The sequence below is a fragment of the Streptomyces sp. NPDC054863 genome (assembly GCF_053610825.1).
Genome location: NZ_JBSGZD010000015.1, coordinates 1 through 14,625, shown reverse-complemented (window position 1 = coordinate 14,625; position 14,625 = coordinate 1). Strand labels below are relative to the sequence as shown.

Sequence of the window (14,625 nt, the reverse complement as noted above, 5' to 3'; positions counted from 1 at the left end):
CCCGTGGCCTGGAACGAGTGGGAACAACTGAAGGCCGAGCCGTCCGCCCGCACCAAAGTCACAGGCGGGCAGGCGGACTTGATCGCCCACCAGGACGACCTGGGCGCGGTGGGACACGAGGCGTACGTCCTCCACGATGCCCTGCTCAGGCAGGCCGACATCGCGGGCGCCGGCCTGAACAGGCCCGCCTCCGGGGCCGGCTCAGCGCCTGCTCCCGGGACCGGGCCCGGCGCCGCCTCCGGTCCCGCTCCCGGCGCCTGCACCTCGACGCAGGCGGCAGCCGCCCTCAAGTCCCACCACTTCACGATGGGCGCCGCCCTGGAGACCACCGTCTCCCTCTGGACCTCCCAGCTCCGGGCCCTCCTTCAGGCCTGTGCCCACATCTCGAACCACCTCGACCACACCAAGGCGTCGCACGCCGTGGACGACGCGAAGGTCAAATCCAGGATCCGCGGCATTGCGGCGCCCGAGGCCCCGGTGTCCCGCCTCACCGAGTACTTCAAGTAGGGCGGGAGCGCACACCGATGAGCACCCTCACCCACGCGGATGTGGCCGAGGTCGACCTCACCAGGCTCGGCCGCGCGGTCGCCGACTGGAAGCAGACGGCCGCCCACCTCAAGAGGCTCGCCGCGAACGCCCGTTCCGGCCTCCTCACCAAGTCGGAGGCCGCCCGCTGGAACGGCATCAACGCCGGCGTCACCCGGGACTTCATCCGCAAGACCACCAAGGAATTCACCGACGCCCACGCGGAAGCGGCCGGCATCACCAGGGTCCTGGAGGACGCCCACCTGGAACTCTCCAAGATCCAGCAGGCCGTACGTCACATCCGCGAGGTCGAGGCCCCCAAACTCGGCCTGCAACTGGCCGGCCTTCCGGGCATGCCCGCCCCCTCCCTCAACCTCCGCAAGCCCGCCGAACTCGCTCTGAACCACCGACTGACCGTCCTGGTCGCGCACGCGGCCGAGATCGACGCCTCGGTGACCCGCGCCCTCCGCAAGTCGCACGGCGACGACGCCTCGAACTTCGGCCACCGGACGTACCGCTCGCTGGACGACGCCCAGCAGGAGCGCGCACTCGAACTGGCGAAGATCGGCCCGATGATGACTGCCCCCCAGTTCGCCGAACTCAACAACATCCTCAAGTTCAACGCCAAGGACTCCGACTTCTCGGCCGCCTTCTACCGGGGGTTGGGCGGCCCGAAGCAGGCCCTGGACTTCTACGCCCGCATGTCCCTGGACTGCACGGTCGGCGACCAGCCCGAACGCCTCGCCCTGGCCAAGGAGCTCCAGCGCGGCATGGGCACGGCCCTGGCGTCGGCCACCGACCCCGACAACCGCTCGCACCTCCCCGCGAGCTGGGCCACCGAATTCCGCAAGCTCGGCACCCAGCACCTCAACGCGGACGCCCTCGGCTTCAACGACCCCTACGGCTACCAGGTCCTGGGCGGACTGCTCCGCTACGGCGACTACGACCCGCGCTTCATCAATCCGCTGGCCGAGGACATCCTCAAGCTCCACAAAGAGGACCCCGAAATGTTCACGGCAAACATGCCCCGCACCAATACGGACTTCGACTTCGGCTTCAACCCGTCAGGAATCTCCGGCGCGGGCTACGACCCCCTCACCAGCGTCCTGGAGGGGCTGGGCCACAGCCCGGAAGCCGCCAAACAATTCTTCGCAGGCGGCAGACACCTGGACGACCTGACCAGCACCGACTTCAAATGGCCCGCAGACACCCTGGACCGCTCGACAGAACCCGAAAAGTCCCGCGAGAACGGCCCTGACGCACTGGGCCACGCCCTGGAGGCGGCAACTACGGGCCATCCCTGGGACGACGCGAGGCCGGGCTTGCATCGCGACGAGGAAACGGCCTCGATCATGAAGAAGGTCATCGACTTGTACAGCCCGACGTCGGAGGTGAAGCCGCAGGGCTCGATCATGGACAGCTTGGGTCGCATGGGAGCGGCGTACATCGACGACCTGAACTACTCGACGCTGAACTTCGGCGGTGGGGGCGACGACTTGAACAGGGGTGAGCTCTTCCGCATGGGCGGAATCCCCCGCACGGACTTCGGCGAGTTCGAGGCACGGAACTTCATGAACGTGGTCGCGGGCAACGAAGAGGGTTACAAGATCCTTTCAGCGGCCCAGCAGGTGTACACATCCAGCGCGCTGGCTTCCTTCGAGGACGACCAAGGCTCCGGCGTAGCCTTCGCGCACAACGCCGCCAAGGTGCACGGAATTCTGGACCAGTCGCGGATCTCACAGGTCGAACTCGAATTCAAGGACGCAGAGGAACAGGCAAATCTGAGCGCGGAGAAGAAGGGCGAGTGGCGCAAGTACGCCGTCGAAGGCGCAGCCTCCGCAGTCGCCGGCGTCGGGAGCACCCTCATTCTCGGACCTGCTGCCGGCGTGGCTGTGGCGACTGCTGTGCCCTTGGCACTGGACGCCGGGGCGGGTGCGGTCGGCACCGCGTACGGGAATCACACGTTGCAGTACCTCAAGGACAACGAGGTCAAGAACGACGGCGAGGCCCTCAAGTCGATGCAGGAGATCGAGAAGTCTTGCGCAGCGGAAGCGTGGCGTCCAGTAGCCAGGTACGCGGATGCGGTGGGTATTTCTGAGGAGGAGCGGAGAGAACTGTACCGGGAAATCGAGGAGTCACATTCCCTAGGCAGGTACAAAATGCAGTCAGCCCGTCAGGTCAGCTAAGGAACATGAAGAGACACCGCTCACCCCATAGCACCCTCTTGGCACTCGCACTCGTCACGGGAGCCTGCTCACCTCCCTCTCACAGCAACTCATCCACCGGGCAGGAAATCTGCGCTTCGCTCATTGGAGCGGGAAACGTGGAATCCGTAGTCAGGTCGATGGGCGGTGAGGATGTCGAATACGCCAACACTGGCACTCCATTGAAGAAGCTGCTCGCTGACCTGCCAACCGAGGGACGCGCGTGGCGCCCGGGAGACGACTACTACGCCCGTGAGTCCGCACCCTGTGTCTTCGGCCCAGCTGAATCCTGGAATTCTCTCACCGTGGAAGTGGGCTGGTTTGGTGCGCCGCTCCGGGTACTGCAGAGGGACTGGCATAGGGCGGGCGGAGACGTCCTCTCCGGCTGGTGGCTGCACGAGGACGATTCCCGTTACGCCTTCCCGTGCAAGGTCAGCGGGTCCCACGTCAACCAACAGGAGCAGATCCCGCTCTCGGTGCGCCTCAATGCCAAGAACCTCGACGGCTTCACCCCCCAACTACGCAGCCGAGTTGCCGCAGCCCTGGCCCGCACCATGGCCACCCAACTCCACTGCGTGAACAAGCCCCATATCCCGACCCTCCTGACCACCCCGCCCTACACCTCGGTCCGATCCACCCCGTCCCACCCCTCCCCCAACCCCACCAACTCCCCCCGGTACTCCACCCGCTCAACCCACTCCCCCGGCCAAGCCCCCACCCCCACATAAGCCCCCGCGAACGCCCCCGCCAGGCAGGCGATCGAGTCCGAGTCGCCCTTCGTGCACGCTGCCCGCCTCAGGGCCATCACCGGTTCGTCCGGGAACATCAGGAAGCACAGCAGCGCCGTAGCCAGCGCCTCCTCCGCGATCCAGCCGTCCCCCGTCACCAGACACGGGTCCGTCTCCGGCGACAGCGAAGGGGCGCGCAACGCCCCCTCCACCCGCTCCAGCACTCCCAGGCACTCGTCCCAGCCCCGCTCCACGAAGTGCTTCGGCGTGGGGTCCTGGGAGTACGTCCACAGATCACCCAGCCACCGTTCCCGATAGACGCTCCGGCTCTCCAGCGCGTACGAGCGCAACTGCCCGACCAGCCCGGCCGGCTCGACCCCCTGCGCGAGCAGGTACACCGCCCGCGCCGTCAGATCGCTCGCCGCCAGCCCCGTCGGGTGCCCGTGCGTCAGCGCCGCCTGCAACTGCGCCGCCCCCGCCCGCTCCTCCTCGTTCAGCCCCGGCACCAGCCCCACCGGCGCCACCCGCATGTTCGCCCCGCACCCCTTCGACCCGATCTGCGACGCCTTCTGCCACGGCAGTTCGCTGTCGAGCAGCCGGCACGCGACCAGACACGTACGCCCGGGCGCCCGGTTGTTCTCCGGCGAGTGGTACCAGTCCACGAACTCCTCCCGCACCGGCCGCTCCATCCGCCGCGGCCCCAGCGGCCCCCGCGCCATCGCGGTCCGCAGCCCCCGCCCCAGCGCCAGCGTCATCTGGGTGTCGTCCGAGACGAACGCCTTGCCCGGCAGCTCCATCTCCCGCCAGGGCCCGCACTTGGCGAGGATCGACGGCACGTCGTTGAACTCGGTCGGAAAGCCGAGCGCGTCCCCGAGGGCGAGCCCCAGCAGGGATCCGGTGGCAGCCTGCTTCGCAGCAGCGGCAGAAGTCATGAGTGGGTCCCCTCCCGGGACGAGTCATCGGTCGATTCACAAGGCGAGCCGTGCGGCGAATCCACAACCGGCCGCAGCAACGGCGGATGCAGCACCTTCGCCGTCCCCGCCCGGTAGAGCGCCGCCGGCTTCCCCCGCCCCCCGGTACGCCGCGGCGCCCCGCCCACCGGCTCCACGAACCCCACCGTGGCCAGCACCTTCCGCCGGAAGTTGGGGCGGTCCAGGGCGACCCCCCACACGGTCTCGTACACCTGCTGCAACTCGCCCAGCGTGAACTCCGGCGGGCAGAACGCCATCGCGAGCGCCGTGTACTCCAGCCTGTCGCCGATCCGCCGCCGCGCATCGGCCAGAATCCGCCCGTGGTCGAAGGCGAGCGAGGATTCCAACTCCCCGCCCACCGGCACCCATTGGGCCTCCGCCGCGTCCCCGCCCCCGCGCGGCTCCGGCAGATCCGGTACGAGCGCGGCGAACGCCACCGACACCACCCGCATCCGCGGATCCCGGTCCGGATCGCTGTACGTACGCAGCTGCTCCAGGTGCAGCCCGGACGCCAGTGACTCCGACAGCCCGGTCTCCTCGGCGAGTTCGCGCAGCGCGGCCCGCTCCGCGGACTCCCGCGGCAGTACGAAGCCACCGGGCAGCGCCCACGCACCGGCGAAGGGGGCCTGCCCTCGCCGGATCAACAGCACGTGCAACAGGGCCTCCCGCACGGTGAAGACCGCGAGATCGACCGTGACCGCGAAAGGTTCGAATTCTTTCGGGTCGTAGCCCTGTGGGATGTCTCTTTCCGTCACGTTCCCGCCCGTCCACCGACCGCCACTCGTCTAAATGGTCAGGTTGACTATAAATGCGGAGCGCCCGCCCCGCAAGGGCAGCAAAAAGCCCGGGGCCGGTACCCGCATGAGCGGGTACCGGCCCCGGGCGCACCGCGAAGCGGCCTCAAAGAGGCGCAGGGGCGACGAAGCCGGGCCGGTCTACAGACCGACCTCCTTCATCAGCATGCCGACCTCCGTGTTCGTGAGGCGGCGAAGCCAGCCGGACTTCTGGTCGCCCAGCGCGATCGGCCCGAAGGACGTGCGGACCAGGCGCTCGACCGGGAAGCCGGCCTCGGCCAGCATCCGGCGGACGATGTGCTTGCGGCCCTCGTGGAGGGTCACCTCGACCAGGTAGTTCTTGCCGGTGTTCTCGACGACGCGGAAGTGGTCGGCGCGGGCGTACCCGTCCTCCAGCTCGATGCCGTCCTTGAGGCGCTTGCCGATGTCGCGCGGCAGCGGTCCCTGGATGGCGGCGAGGTAGGTCTTCTTCACGCCGTACTTGGGGTGGGTGAGGCGGTGGGCCAGCTCACCGTGGTTGGTGAGCAGGATGATGCCCTCCGTCTCGGTGTCGAGACGGCCCACGTGGAACAGCCGCGTCTCGCGGTTGTTCACGTAGTCGTTGAGGTTCTGGCGGCCGTCCGGGTCACCCATGGTGGCGACGACACCGGCCGGCTTGTTCAGCGCGAAGAACAGCTGCGACTGGGCGGCGACCGTGAGGCCGTCGACCTTGATCTCGTCCTTGTGCGGGTCGACGCGCCTGCCCTGCTCGGTGACGATCTCGCCGTTCACCTCGACACGAGCCTGCTCGATGAGCTCCTCGCACGCACGCCGCGAGCCCATGCCGGCGCGGGCGAGGATCTTCTGCAGACGCTCGCCCTCCTGCTCGGCGCCCGGGAAGGTCTTCTCGATCTGTACGTCGGGCTTGCCCGCGTAGCGGTCCCGGTTGCGCTGCTCGATCTTGGCGTCGAGCTCGCGCGGCCGGGAGGCACCGGCGTTGTAGTTGCCGCGACGGCCCGGCTTCTGCGGGGTCTTCGGGGCCTTCGGGCCGCCCTTGGCGCCGCCGCGTGCGGAATCGCCGCGACCGCTGCGGGGGCCCTGGTGGGTGGCGGAGGGGCCTACGTCGTAGCGCCGCTCCTCCGGACGGGGGCGACTCGGGCGCTGCTCACGCTCGTCGTCACGGGAATCACGGGCGTCACGGCCGCCGAAGCCGCCCTCGCGCCCACCGCCGGACGTACCGCGGCCACCGCCGAAGCCCTGCCCGCCACCGGAGCCACCCCGGCCGCCGCCGGAACCACCGCGGCTGCCGCCGAAGCCGCCCTGGCCGCCGTCACGCCCGCCGCCGAAGCCCTGCCCGCCACCCGAGCTGCTGCCGGAGCCGCCGCGTCCGCCGCCGGAGGCACCACGGCCACCGCCGGCTCCGCCGCGACCGCCGCCCGCCGAGCCCGAACCGGAGCCCACGCCTCGTCCGCCGCCGCTGCCCGCGCCGCCGCGCCCGCCGCCGGCGGGACCGCGTCCGTTACCCGCACCCCGCTGGTTCCGGTCGTTGCCGCCGCTGCTGTTCCTGTCGTTGCTTCGCATCAAAAATCCGTCTTGTCGTCGTCTGCTGCATGAGTGCCCGGGGCGTACGGTGCGTCCGGATCGAACGACGGCACACCCTCCAGCGTCTCAGCCTCGATCGCATCTGCCTCGGGGAGGAAGGGCGCGAGTTCCGGGAGCTCGTCCAGGCCCCGCAGGCCCATCCGCTCCAGAAAGTAGTTCGTCGTCCTGTACAGGATCGCACCTGTTTCGGGTTCCGTGCCCGCCTCCCCGACCAGACCTCGCTGCAGGAGGGTCCGCATGACCCCGTCGCAGTTGACTCCTCGCACGGCCGAGACCCTCGAACGGGAGACGGGCTGGCGGTACGCGACGACCGCCAGGGTCTCCAGAGCCGCCTGGGTGAGCCGGGCCTGCTGCCCGTCCAGTACGAACGCCTCGACCTCCTCCGCGTACCGCGCACGCGAGTAGAACCGCCAGCCGCCCGCCACCAGCCGCAGCTCGAATCCGCGTTCCTGCACCGTGTACTCGTCGGCCAGCTCGCGCAGGGCGTCCGTGACGTCCCGCTCGGTCGCGTCGAGGACCTTGGCGAGGTGCTCGGCCGTCGCGGGTTCGTCGACGACCATCAGCACGGCCTCCAGCGCGCCCCTGAGGTGCTGCTCGCTCACTCCTTCTCCTCCACCACGAGATCGAATTCCCCGGTCACCAGGGACGTCACCGGCCGCTCGTCCGACTCTCCGCCCGCCCAGGTCACCGTCAGCTCCTCCAGCGCGTGCTCCTGGTCCAGCTCGACGGCCTTCTCCCGGTAGAGCTCCAGGAGCGCGAGGAAGCGGGCGACGACGGTCAGGGTGTCCGGTGCGTCGCCGACCAGCTCCCGGAAGCTCGCCGTCCCGCGCTCCCGCAGCAGCTGCACCACGACCCGGGCCTGCTCCTGGACGGACACCAGGGGTGCGTGGATGTGGTCGACGTACACCTCGGGCCTGGGCTTCGGCTGCATGGCCTTCACGGCCAGCTTCGCGAAGCCCTCCGCGCCGATGCTGATGACGACCTCGGGCAGCAGCTCGGCCAGCTGCGCCTCAAGACCCACGGTGCGCGGGTAGCGCCGCCCCTCGGCCTCCCAGCGCTCCTCGAAGATGTGCGCGACCTTCTTGTACGCCCGGTACTGCAGCAGCCGCGCGAACAACAGGTCACGCGCTTCGAGCAGCGCCAGATCGGCCTCGTCCTCGACCTCGGCGGCGGGCAGCAGCCGGGCGGCCTTGAGGTCGAGCAGGGTGGCGGCGACGACCAGGAACTCCGTCGTCTGGTCGAGGTCCCAGTCGGCGCCCATGGCCCGGATGTGCGCCATGAAGTCGTCGGTGACCCGGGAGAGCGCGACCTCCGTGACGTCCAGTTTGTGCTTGGCGATCAGCTGGAGAAGGAGGTCGAAGGGCCCTTCGAAGTTCGCCAGCCGCACGGTGAACCGCCCACCGGCCGCCTCGACCCCGGCACCGACCTCGACCTCTACCTCGGCACCGGCACCGGCACCGGCCGACGAACCTCCTCTCCCCCGCTAGCCGTCCGATGCTCCCTCACCCGATGTCCGGCGGATCCACCCGGATCCGCACCCCGTCCCCCACCCCTCCGCTCCCGCCCCGCGCCATCCTCGCCGCCTGTGCCGTCTTCAAGGCGGCCGCCAATGCCGCCCCCCGCCCCGGTGGCACCCGTACCAGCGCCCGCTCCCACTGCTCCCCCACCGGCGGGTCCTGCGGACGCCGGGGCCGCCCCGGGTCAGCCACCGGCAGCGGAATCGGCCCCAACACCTGGGCCTCCAACGGCAGTTCCGCCACCCGCAGGAACTCCGCCACGTCCTCGCCGCGCCCGCTCACCGCCGCCATCCGCGACACCGGCGGAAACCCCAGCTCGGCACGCTCGGCCAGCTCCCGCTGCGCGCTGCCGACCGGGTCCCACCGCACCAGCGCCTGTACGGGACGCAGCGTCGGCTCGGCGACGATGACGACCGTGCCGCCCTCCGCCTGCCCCCGCACCAGGGAGGCCGCCGCGATCCACCGCCGCAGCGCGTCCTCCCCGGCCCGCAGGTCGGGCCGCCCGAGCATGGCCCACCCGTCCAGCAGCAGCGCCGCCGCATACCCGCCCTCGGCCACCGGCTCGGCACCCGGCGTACTCACCACCAGCGCCGGCACCCCCGGCACCACGTCCAGCACGTGATCCCGCCCCGAAGTCCGCACCGGCACCGCAGGAAACGCCCGCCCCAACTCCTCCGCGGTCCGCCGCGCCCCCACGATCTGCGCCCGCAGCCGGTTGAACCCGCACTCCGCACACCGCCAGCCCGCCTCTTCGCGCCCGCACCACCCGCAGTGCAACTCCCGGGCGTCGGGCGCCTCCAGCGGCCCCGCACAGTTCTTGCACCGAGCCGGCGTCCGGCACCGCTCGCACGCCAGCCGCGGTACGTACCCCCGGCGCGGCACCTGGACCAGCACAGGGCCGCTCTTCAGCCCCTCACGCACCGTCTGCCACGCCAGACTCGGCAGCCGCGCGGCCCGCGCCGCCTCGTCCCGCGCCAGCTCCTGGTCCCCCACGGTCCGTACGAGCGGAGCAGCCAGCCGCACCTGCTCACGCCCCGCGGCCAACGGCCTGGCCCACCCGCTCTCCACCAACTGCGCGGCCTCGACCGTGCAGCTCGTACTCCCCAGCAGGAACGCGCACTTGTCCTGGGTGGCCCGCAGCTCCAGCACCTCACGCGCGTGCGGCAGTGGCGCGTGCTGCTCGCTCAGATTCCCGTCCCCGTCGTCCCACACCACCACCAGCCCGAGATCCCTGACCGGCGCGAACATCGCGGACCTGGTCCCCACCACGGCCCGCACGGCCCCCCGCCGCACGGCCAGCCACTCCCGGTACCGCTTCTCGGGCCCGGCGTCGGCGGTCAGCACGGCGTGCCGTCCCTCCCCCAGCACCTCGCCCAACGCCACGTTCACCCGCTCGACGCTGCGCCCGTCGGGCACGACGACCACGGCCCCCCGTCCCGAAGCCAGGGTCGCGGCCACCGCCCGCGCGATCTCCTCCGCCCACAACGGACCCGGCAGCGCGGTCCACACCGCCCGCGGCGCACCACCCCCGGCCAGCGACTCCAGAAAGGCCGCCCCCTGTTCGTACCGCCCCCAACTCCCCACCTCGGGCGGGGCGGGAGCGGGCAGCGCAGTCGGAAACTCCTTCTTCTCGGCCCGTGCGTTCCGCGGCGGAATCGCCAGCTGCAGGACGTCGGCCAGACTCCCCGCGTACCGGTCCGCCACGGCCCTCGCCAGTCCCAGCAGCTCCGCGCTGAGCACCGGCTCGGGCGACACCACCTGCGCCAACGCGGCCAGCGGCCCGTTGTAGTCCGACTCCGCGACCCGCTCCACGATGAACCCGTCGATCAGCCCGCCCCCCTCCCTTCTCCCGTCCCGCACCCGGTGCGCCCCCGCCCCGAACCGCACCCGCACCCGCACGCCCGGCTGGGCGTCCGCGTCCAGCTCCTCGGTCACCGCGTAGTCGAAGTACCGGTCAAGATGCAGCACCCCCTTGTTGACCATGACCCGCGCCACGGGCAGTACCTCGGCCAACGGCGCCCCCCGCCACGTCCGCGGCTTCGCCTTCGGCACCTGCTTCTCGTGCCGCAGGAACTCCCGCATCAGCGCAAGCTGCTCCGGCGGTCCGTCCTGCGGATCGCCCTGCGTGCCCTGCTGCTGGTCGTCGTCGCTGCTCACAGCCAAATTCCTACCAGACAGCACTGACAACCGACCTGCCCGAGGCACCCCGGGCTGTCCGATATCGCCGTCTCGACAGCCCGAAGCGGATGGGGTTGCCTCCAGTTCCGGAAACGGGAAACTTCTCCGGCCGTCTTGTCCGCGCCGTCCCGCCGGGCCGAACCTGACTCGCGACGACGGACGCGGCCGGGTGCCCGGTCGCGTACCGCACCAGGGGGTTGAAAGTGCCGGAACAGCCGTCCACGTTCGGCAGCGAGCTGCGTCGTGCCCGTCTGGCTGCGGGCCTGACCGTGGCCGAGCTGGCTGCCCGGGTGCACTACAGCAAGGGCCAGATCAGCAAGGTCGAGACCGGGCACAAACGGCCCACCGACGAGCTGGGCCGGCTCTGCGACGCGGAACTGGGCGCGGACGGCGCCCTGCTCTCCCTGCTGCCGGGGCCACACGGCACGGCCCCGTACGGCCCGGCCCGCCGCCAGGTCGTCACGGCGGGTGCCGCCTCCGTGCTCGCGGGCACGATGACCGCCCTCGCGGGCACCTCTGCGGCTGCCTCCACGAGCAGCGCTGCACCGCCCCTTCCCCCGGCCGACGACTCCCTCCTCGACATCCACCTCGCCCTGCTCACCCAGTACCGCCGCCTGGGCCAGAACGCCCCGCCCGCCGCCGTGCTCCCCCCGCTCACGGAACAGACGCATGCGCTGCGCCGCCTGGCCGCCACGTGCGGTCCGCGCTCCGCACGCGATCTGCTCGCCCTGTGCGCCCGGTTCGCCGAGTTCGCGGGCTGGATGGCACAGGAGTCCGGCGACCGGACGGCGGCCCTGCGCTGGACGGACCACGCGGTGGAGCTGGCCGAGGCGGCCGGGGACTTCGACCTCGCGTCCTACGCGCTGGTGCGGCGCGGGCTCGTCGCGTACTACCGCGGCGACGCGGCGGGCACCGTGGCCCTCGCCCGGCAGGCCCACTCGGGCCGCGCCCCCGCCAGAGTCCGTGGCCTCGCCGCCCAGCGCGAGGCCCAGGGCCATGCGCTGGCGGGAGACTACGGCGCCTGCATGCGGACCCTGGACCGGGCCAGGGAGCTGCTGTCCCGCAGCGGTACGAGCGACACCTCCGCACCCGTACTGGGGACGACGCACCTCACCGACCCGGTGTCGATGATCACCGGCTGGTCCCTGCTCGACCTGGGCCGCCCGCAGCGGGCCGCCGAGGCCCTGGGCCGGGAGCTGGCCGGGGTCCCGGCGGGCGCCCGCCGCACCCGGGCCCGTTACGGCACCCGACAGGCCCTCGCCCATGCACTCGCGGGCGACCTCGACCAGGCCTGCGTGCTGACGACGGACCTCCTGAAGACGGTCCGCGCGGTGGACTCGGCAACGGTCGCCCTCGACCTCCGTCGGCTCGGCCGCGCCCTGGGCCGCCACCCGTCACACCCGGCCGTTCGCGAGCTCGCCCCGCAACTCGCCCTCGCACTGGCCCCGGCCGTACGCCCGTAAACACTGCCGCCGTCCTGACTCCCCACCCGCCCGACGAAAGGCACCCGCTCATGGCCGACGTCTTCATCAACTACCGCACCGGCGACGGCGACGAGTTCGCCACCACACTGGAGCGCGAGCTCAGCCGACGGTTCGGAACAGACCGGATCTTCCGCGCCAGCAAGTCCATCGTGCCGGGCACCCCTTTCGACGAGGAGCTACTGAGGTCGGTGCGGCGCAGCTCCGTGCTACTCGTTCTGGCAGGCCCGGACTGGGAGTCCTCAGCGAGGCTGCACGACGCGCAGGACTGGGTGCGTAGCGAAATCCTGGAGGCGTTCGACAGCGCTGTCGACGTGGTGCCGATCCTGGTGGGACGACGTACGGAACGGTTGCGGCCGGAGACGCTCCCCGATGTGCTGAAGAAGCTGGCTGCCCGACAGTCGTTGCGGTACGACAACCAGAACGCCGAGAGCGGACTGCGGGACATAGGCGACTTCCTTGCCAGCCGCGTACCACAACTCGCGAAAGCAGAGAGGGAATTGCACCCTGACACCAGTAGGGCTCCCGAACCGGGATCCGTACATCACTCGATGGGCGACAACAGCGGTACTGCCGTCCAAACCCGGGACGTCACGGGCGGTGTGCATCTCGGGCCCACCGCGACGACCCACATTGCCCGCGCCAACGGCCCCGTTCACTCCGGCTCCGGTGACATGCACATACCTCACTTCACGGGTGACGGTGCCCTGTACATCGCCGGCGACAACCAGGGCGGGATCCAGCAGTCGTTCGGCACGAAGAAGCGGCGCAAGGGTGACAGCCGATGACAGAAAGCACCAACAGCAACCTGGGGCACGCCCAGCAGGCACACACCGGTACCGGAAACATCAACAACTACCTGCTGCCTCCTGGGAGCGACCCTCTCCTAGGCCCACCGCGTGCCAAGTCCCCACGGGCGGAAGCCGAGGACGAACTCGACTGGCTCGACAGACGCTTCGAAGAGCCACAAGGGTTCGGCGATGGCTGCGACCAGCTGGACAAGTGGCGTACCGTCCTCGTCGACGGCCGTCCCGGTGACGGCCGCTCCGCCGCTGCGAGGATGCTGCTGAGCAGACTCGTACCCCACACCAAGGCACTGCACGAAGTAACCCTGGACGAGGCCGAGAGTCCCGACCGTCTGTTCCTGGACCCGTCCACGGTCGACGAGGGCGATCGGCTGTGGCTGGACCTCTCAGAGGCGGACCAAAACCGCTGGGACCGAATCCGCGCCGAATTGTCCGCCTTCCGGAATGCGGTTCAGCTCCGGAAAGCGGCACTCGTAGTGGTGCTGCCCCAGCTCGCGGCCGATTCCCTCAGCCCTGTGCTCGGTGAGATGCGGTGCAGGCTCTCACGACTGCCAGGCATGGAGATGGCTCTCGTACGGAAGTACCTGCACGCGGACGGTCGCGGGGTGAAACACACCGACTGCCCGCCCCGGGAGGTGACCGACTATCTCAGCGGCGCCCCACCGCTGAGCCAGGTCGCCCGGCTGGCCCAGGAGTTCTCTGGGCACCTGGCCCGGGGAGTGACCGCGGACGACGGCTGGCAACGGGCTCTGGAGGCGGTTGTGCCGCCCAAGGACGCGGCCGGTCACTTCGACGACGTGCGAAAGGGCGGCCATCGGGCCCTGCTGCTTGCCACAGCCATGCTTCACAACGCACGTGTGGATGCCGTACACCGTGGTGCCGTGCTGCTGCTGGATGCGACGCATCCGGAGACGGAGGTCCGGGCATTACTGGACCGCAAGCCCTTCTCTGAACGGTTGCGGCAGGTGCACGCGGAGATCGGGGCCGACGGGAGGGTCAGCTTTACTGCCCCCGGCTCCGACGCACTCGCCCGCAGTCACCTGCGAAGGAACTTTCCAGGGATGCGCGAGCCTCTGAAGCAGTGGACCGAGAAGGCGGTAAGTCTGCCCGAGCTGTCGGACGGCGAACGGAAGGACCTGGCACGCAGGTTCGCGGAGCACAGTCTGGCCGCCGACCGCCCGGAGGACCTGGTCGACATCGTCGAGCACTGGGTCGGCCCGGCACGCACACAGCGGGGTCGCAGCAGTCTCAAGGCCGCCGCGCACGCCCTCCGGCAAGGACTCCGGGACGAACTGCACGGGACGCTCTTCCTGAACAAGGTCCGCGACTGGTCGATGCGTACCGGGCTCTCGCCGGCATTTCGTGAGGTCCTCGTCGAGATCTGCGCCGTGGAGATCGCTGTCCGCCACCCTGACGCAGCCCTCGTGCGTCTGCACCACCTGGCTCGCCGCGAAGGCCGCCCAGGACAAGCCAGGGAGGCGCTGCTGGAGTTGGTCGCGGAGGACCACCGGCTGCTGCGCCGAATGCTCTACCGCATCGCCCAGTCGGCCAGTACCGCCCCTCCTGCCGACCCTGAGATCTTCCTCGACCTGTCCGCGCCCGGCCCGCTTCTCGACCAGAGCGACCGGCCCCGCCCGCTCCTCGGCGAGCACCAGGTGTGTGAGCACCTGGTCCGCTGCTGGGCCGCGGTTTTGCGGCAACGTCCCACACTTGGCTGGGAACCGCGCGCCTCCTCGTGGGTGCGCGCGGCCTACGCCGAGGGCCTCTACTCGGACCGCCTTCTGGACATCCTCGTCGCGGCTTGTGGCAGGCGTGGCGACCTCCTCGGCCAGTTGTACGG

11 protein-coding genes are annotated in these 14,625 nt (G+C 70.5%); 5 read left to right on the top strand and 6 right to left on the bottom strand.

The window, feature by feature from the left end:
- The first annotated feature begins 3 nt into the window (after positions 1 to 3).
- A complete protein-coding gene (locus tag ACWGIG_RS05295; protein WP_453320172.1) occupies positions 4 to 507 on the top strand; it encodes a hypothetical protein in 504 nt (167 codons plus the stop codon).
- Between the two features lie 17 nt (positions 508 to 524).
- A complete protein-coding gene (locus ACWGIG_RS05290) occupies positions 525 to 2,711 on the top strand; it encodes a hypothetical protein (RefSeq protein ID WP_453320171.1) in 2,187 nt (728 codons plus the stop codon).
- A gap of 634 nt (positions 2,712 to 3,345) precedes the next feature.
- Here the strand turns inward: ACWGIG_RS05290 and ACWGIG_RS05285 are convergent.
- The 6 genes from ACWGIG_RS05285 to ACWGIG_RS05260 all read right to left on the bottom strand — a co-directional run bounded on the left by ACWGIG_RS05285 (position 3,346) and on the right by ACWGIG_RS05260 (position 10,402).
- Positions 3,346 to 4,389 carry an ADP-ribosylglycohydrolase family protein gene (locus ACWGIG_RS05285; protein WP_453320170.1) on the bottom strand — a complete coding sequence of 348 codons (1,044 nt, stop codon included), beginning with the start codon at positions 4,387 to 4,389 and terminating at the stop codon, positions 3,346 to 3,348.
- On the bottom strand, positions 4,386 to 5,183 hold the full coding sequence (locus ACWGIG_RS05280) for an NUDIX hydrolase (RefSeq protein WP_453320169.1): 798 nt from the start codon (positions 5,181 to 5,183) through the stop codon (positions 4,386 to 4,388). The genes ACWGIG_RS05285 and ACWGIG_RS05280 overlap by 4 nt, the downstream gene beginning before the upstream one ends.
- A gap of 180 nt (positions 5,184 to 5,363) precedes the next feature.
- Complete coding sequence (locus ACWGIG_RS05275; protein ID WP_453320168.1) at positions 5,364 to 6,782, bottom strand: pseudouridine synthase; 1,419 nt, start codon at positions 6,780 to 6,782, stop codon at positions 5,364 to 5,366.
- On the bottom strand, positions 6,782 to 7,432 hold the full coding sequence (gene scpB, locus ACWGIG_RS05270) for an SMC-Scp complex subunit ScpB (RefSeq protein ID WP_453320215.1): 651 nt from the start codon (positions 7,430 to 7,432) through the stop codon (positions 6,782 to 6,784). Before scpB ends, ACWGIG_RS05275 begins: the two co-directional genes overlap by 1 nt.
- Positions 7,402 to 8,190, bottom strand: a complete 789-nt coding sequence (locus tag ACWGIG_RS05265) for a segregation and condensation protein A (RefSeq protein WP_453320167.1) — start codon at positions 8,188 to 8,190, stop codon at positions 7,402 to 7,404. The genes scpB and ACWGIG_RS05265 overlap by 31 nt, the downstream gene beginning before the upstream one ends.
- 115 nt (positions 8,191 to 8,305) lie before the next feature.
- Positions 8,306 to 10,402 (bottom strand): primosomal protein N', encoded by a 2,097-nt coding sequence (locus ACWGIG_RS05260; RefSeq protein ID WP_453320214.1) that lies wholly within the window; start codon positions 10,400 to 10,402, stop codon positions 8,306 to 8,308.
- A gap of 299 nt (positions 10,403 to 10,701) precedes the next feature.
- Between ACWGIG_RS05260 and ACWGIG_RS05255 the strand changes: the two genes are divergently transcribed.
- The 3 genes from ACWGIG_RS05255 to ACWGIG_RS05245 form a co-directional block, all read left to right on the top strand.
- The gene (locus tag ACWGIG_RS05255; protein ID WP_453320166.1) at positions 10,702 to 11,961 is read left to right on the top strand and encodes a helix-turn-helix domain-containing protein; all 1,260 of its coding nucleotides are present in this window, start codon (positions 10,702 to 10,704) and stop codon (positions 11,959 to 11,961) included.
- A 50-nt stretch (positions 11,962 to 12,011) separates the two neighbouring features.
- Positions 12,012 to 12,767 (top strand): TIR domain-containing protein, encoded by a 756-nt coding sequence (locus ACWGIG_RS05250; protein WP_453320165.1) that lies wholly within the window; start codon positions 12,012 to 12,014, stop codon positions 12,765 to 12,767.
- Positions 12,764 to 14,625: hypothetical protein (locus tag ACWGIG_RS05245; RefSeq protein ID WP_453320164.1), on the top strand; the 1,862-nt coding region annotated here is incomplete at its 3' end. The genes ACWGIG_RS05250 and ACWGIG_RS05245, both read left to right, overlap by 4 nt.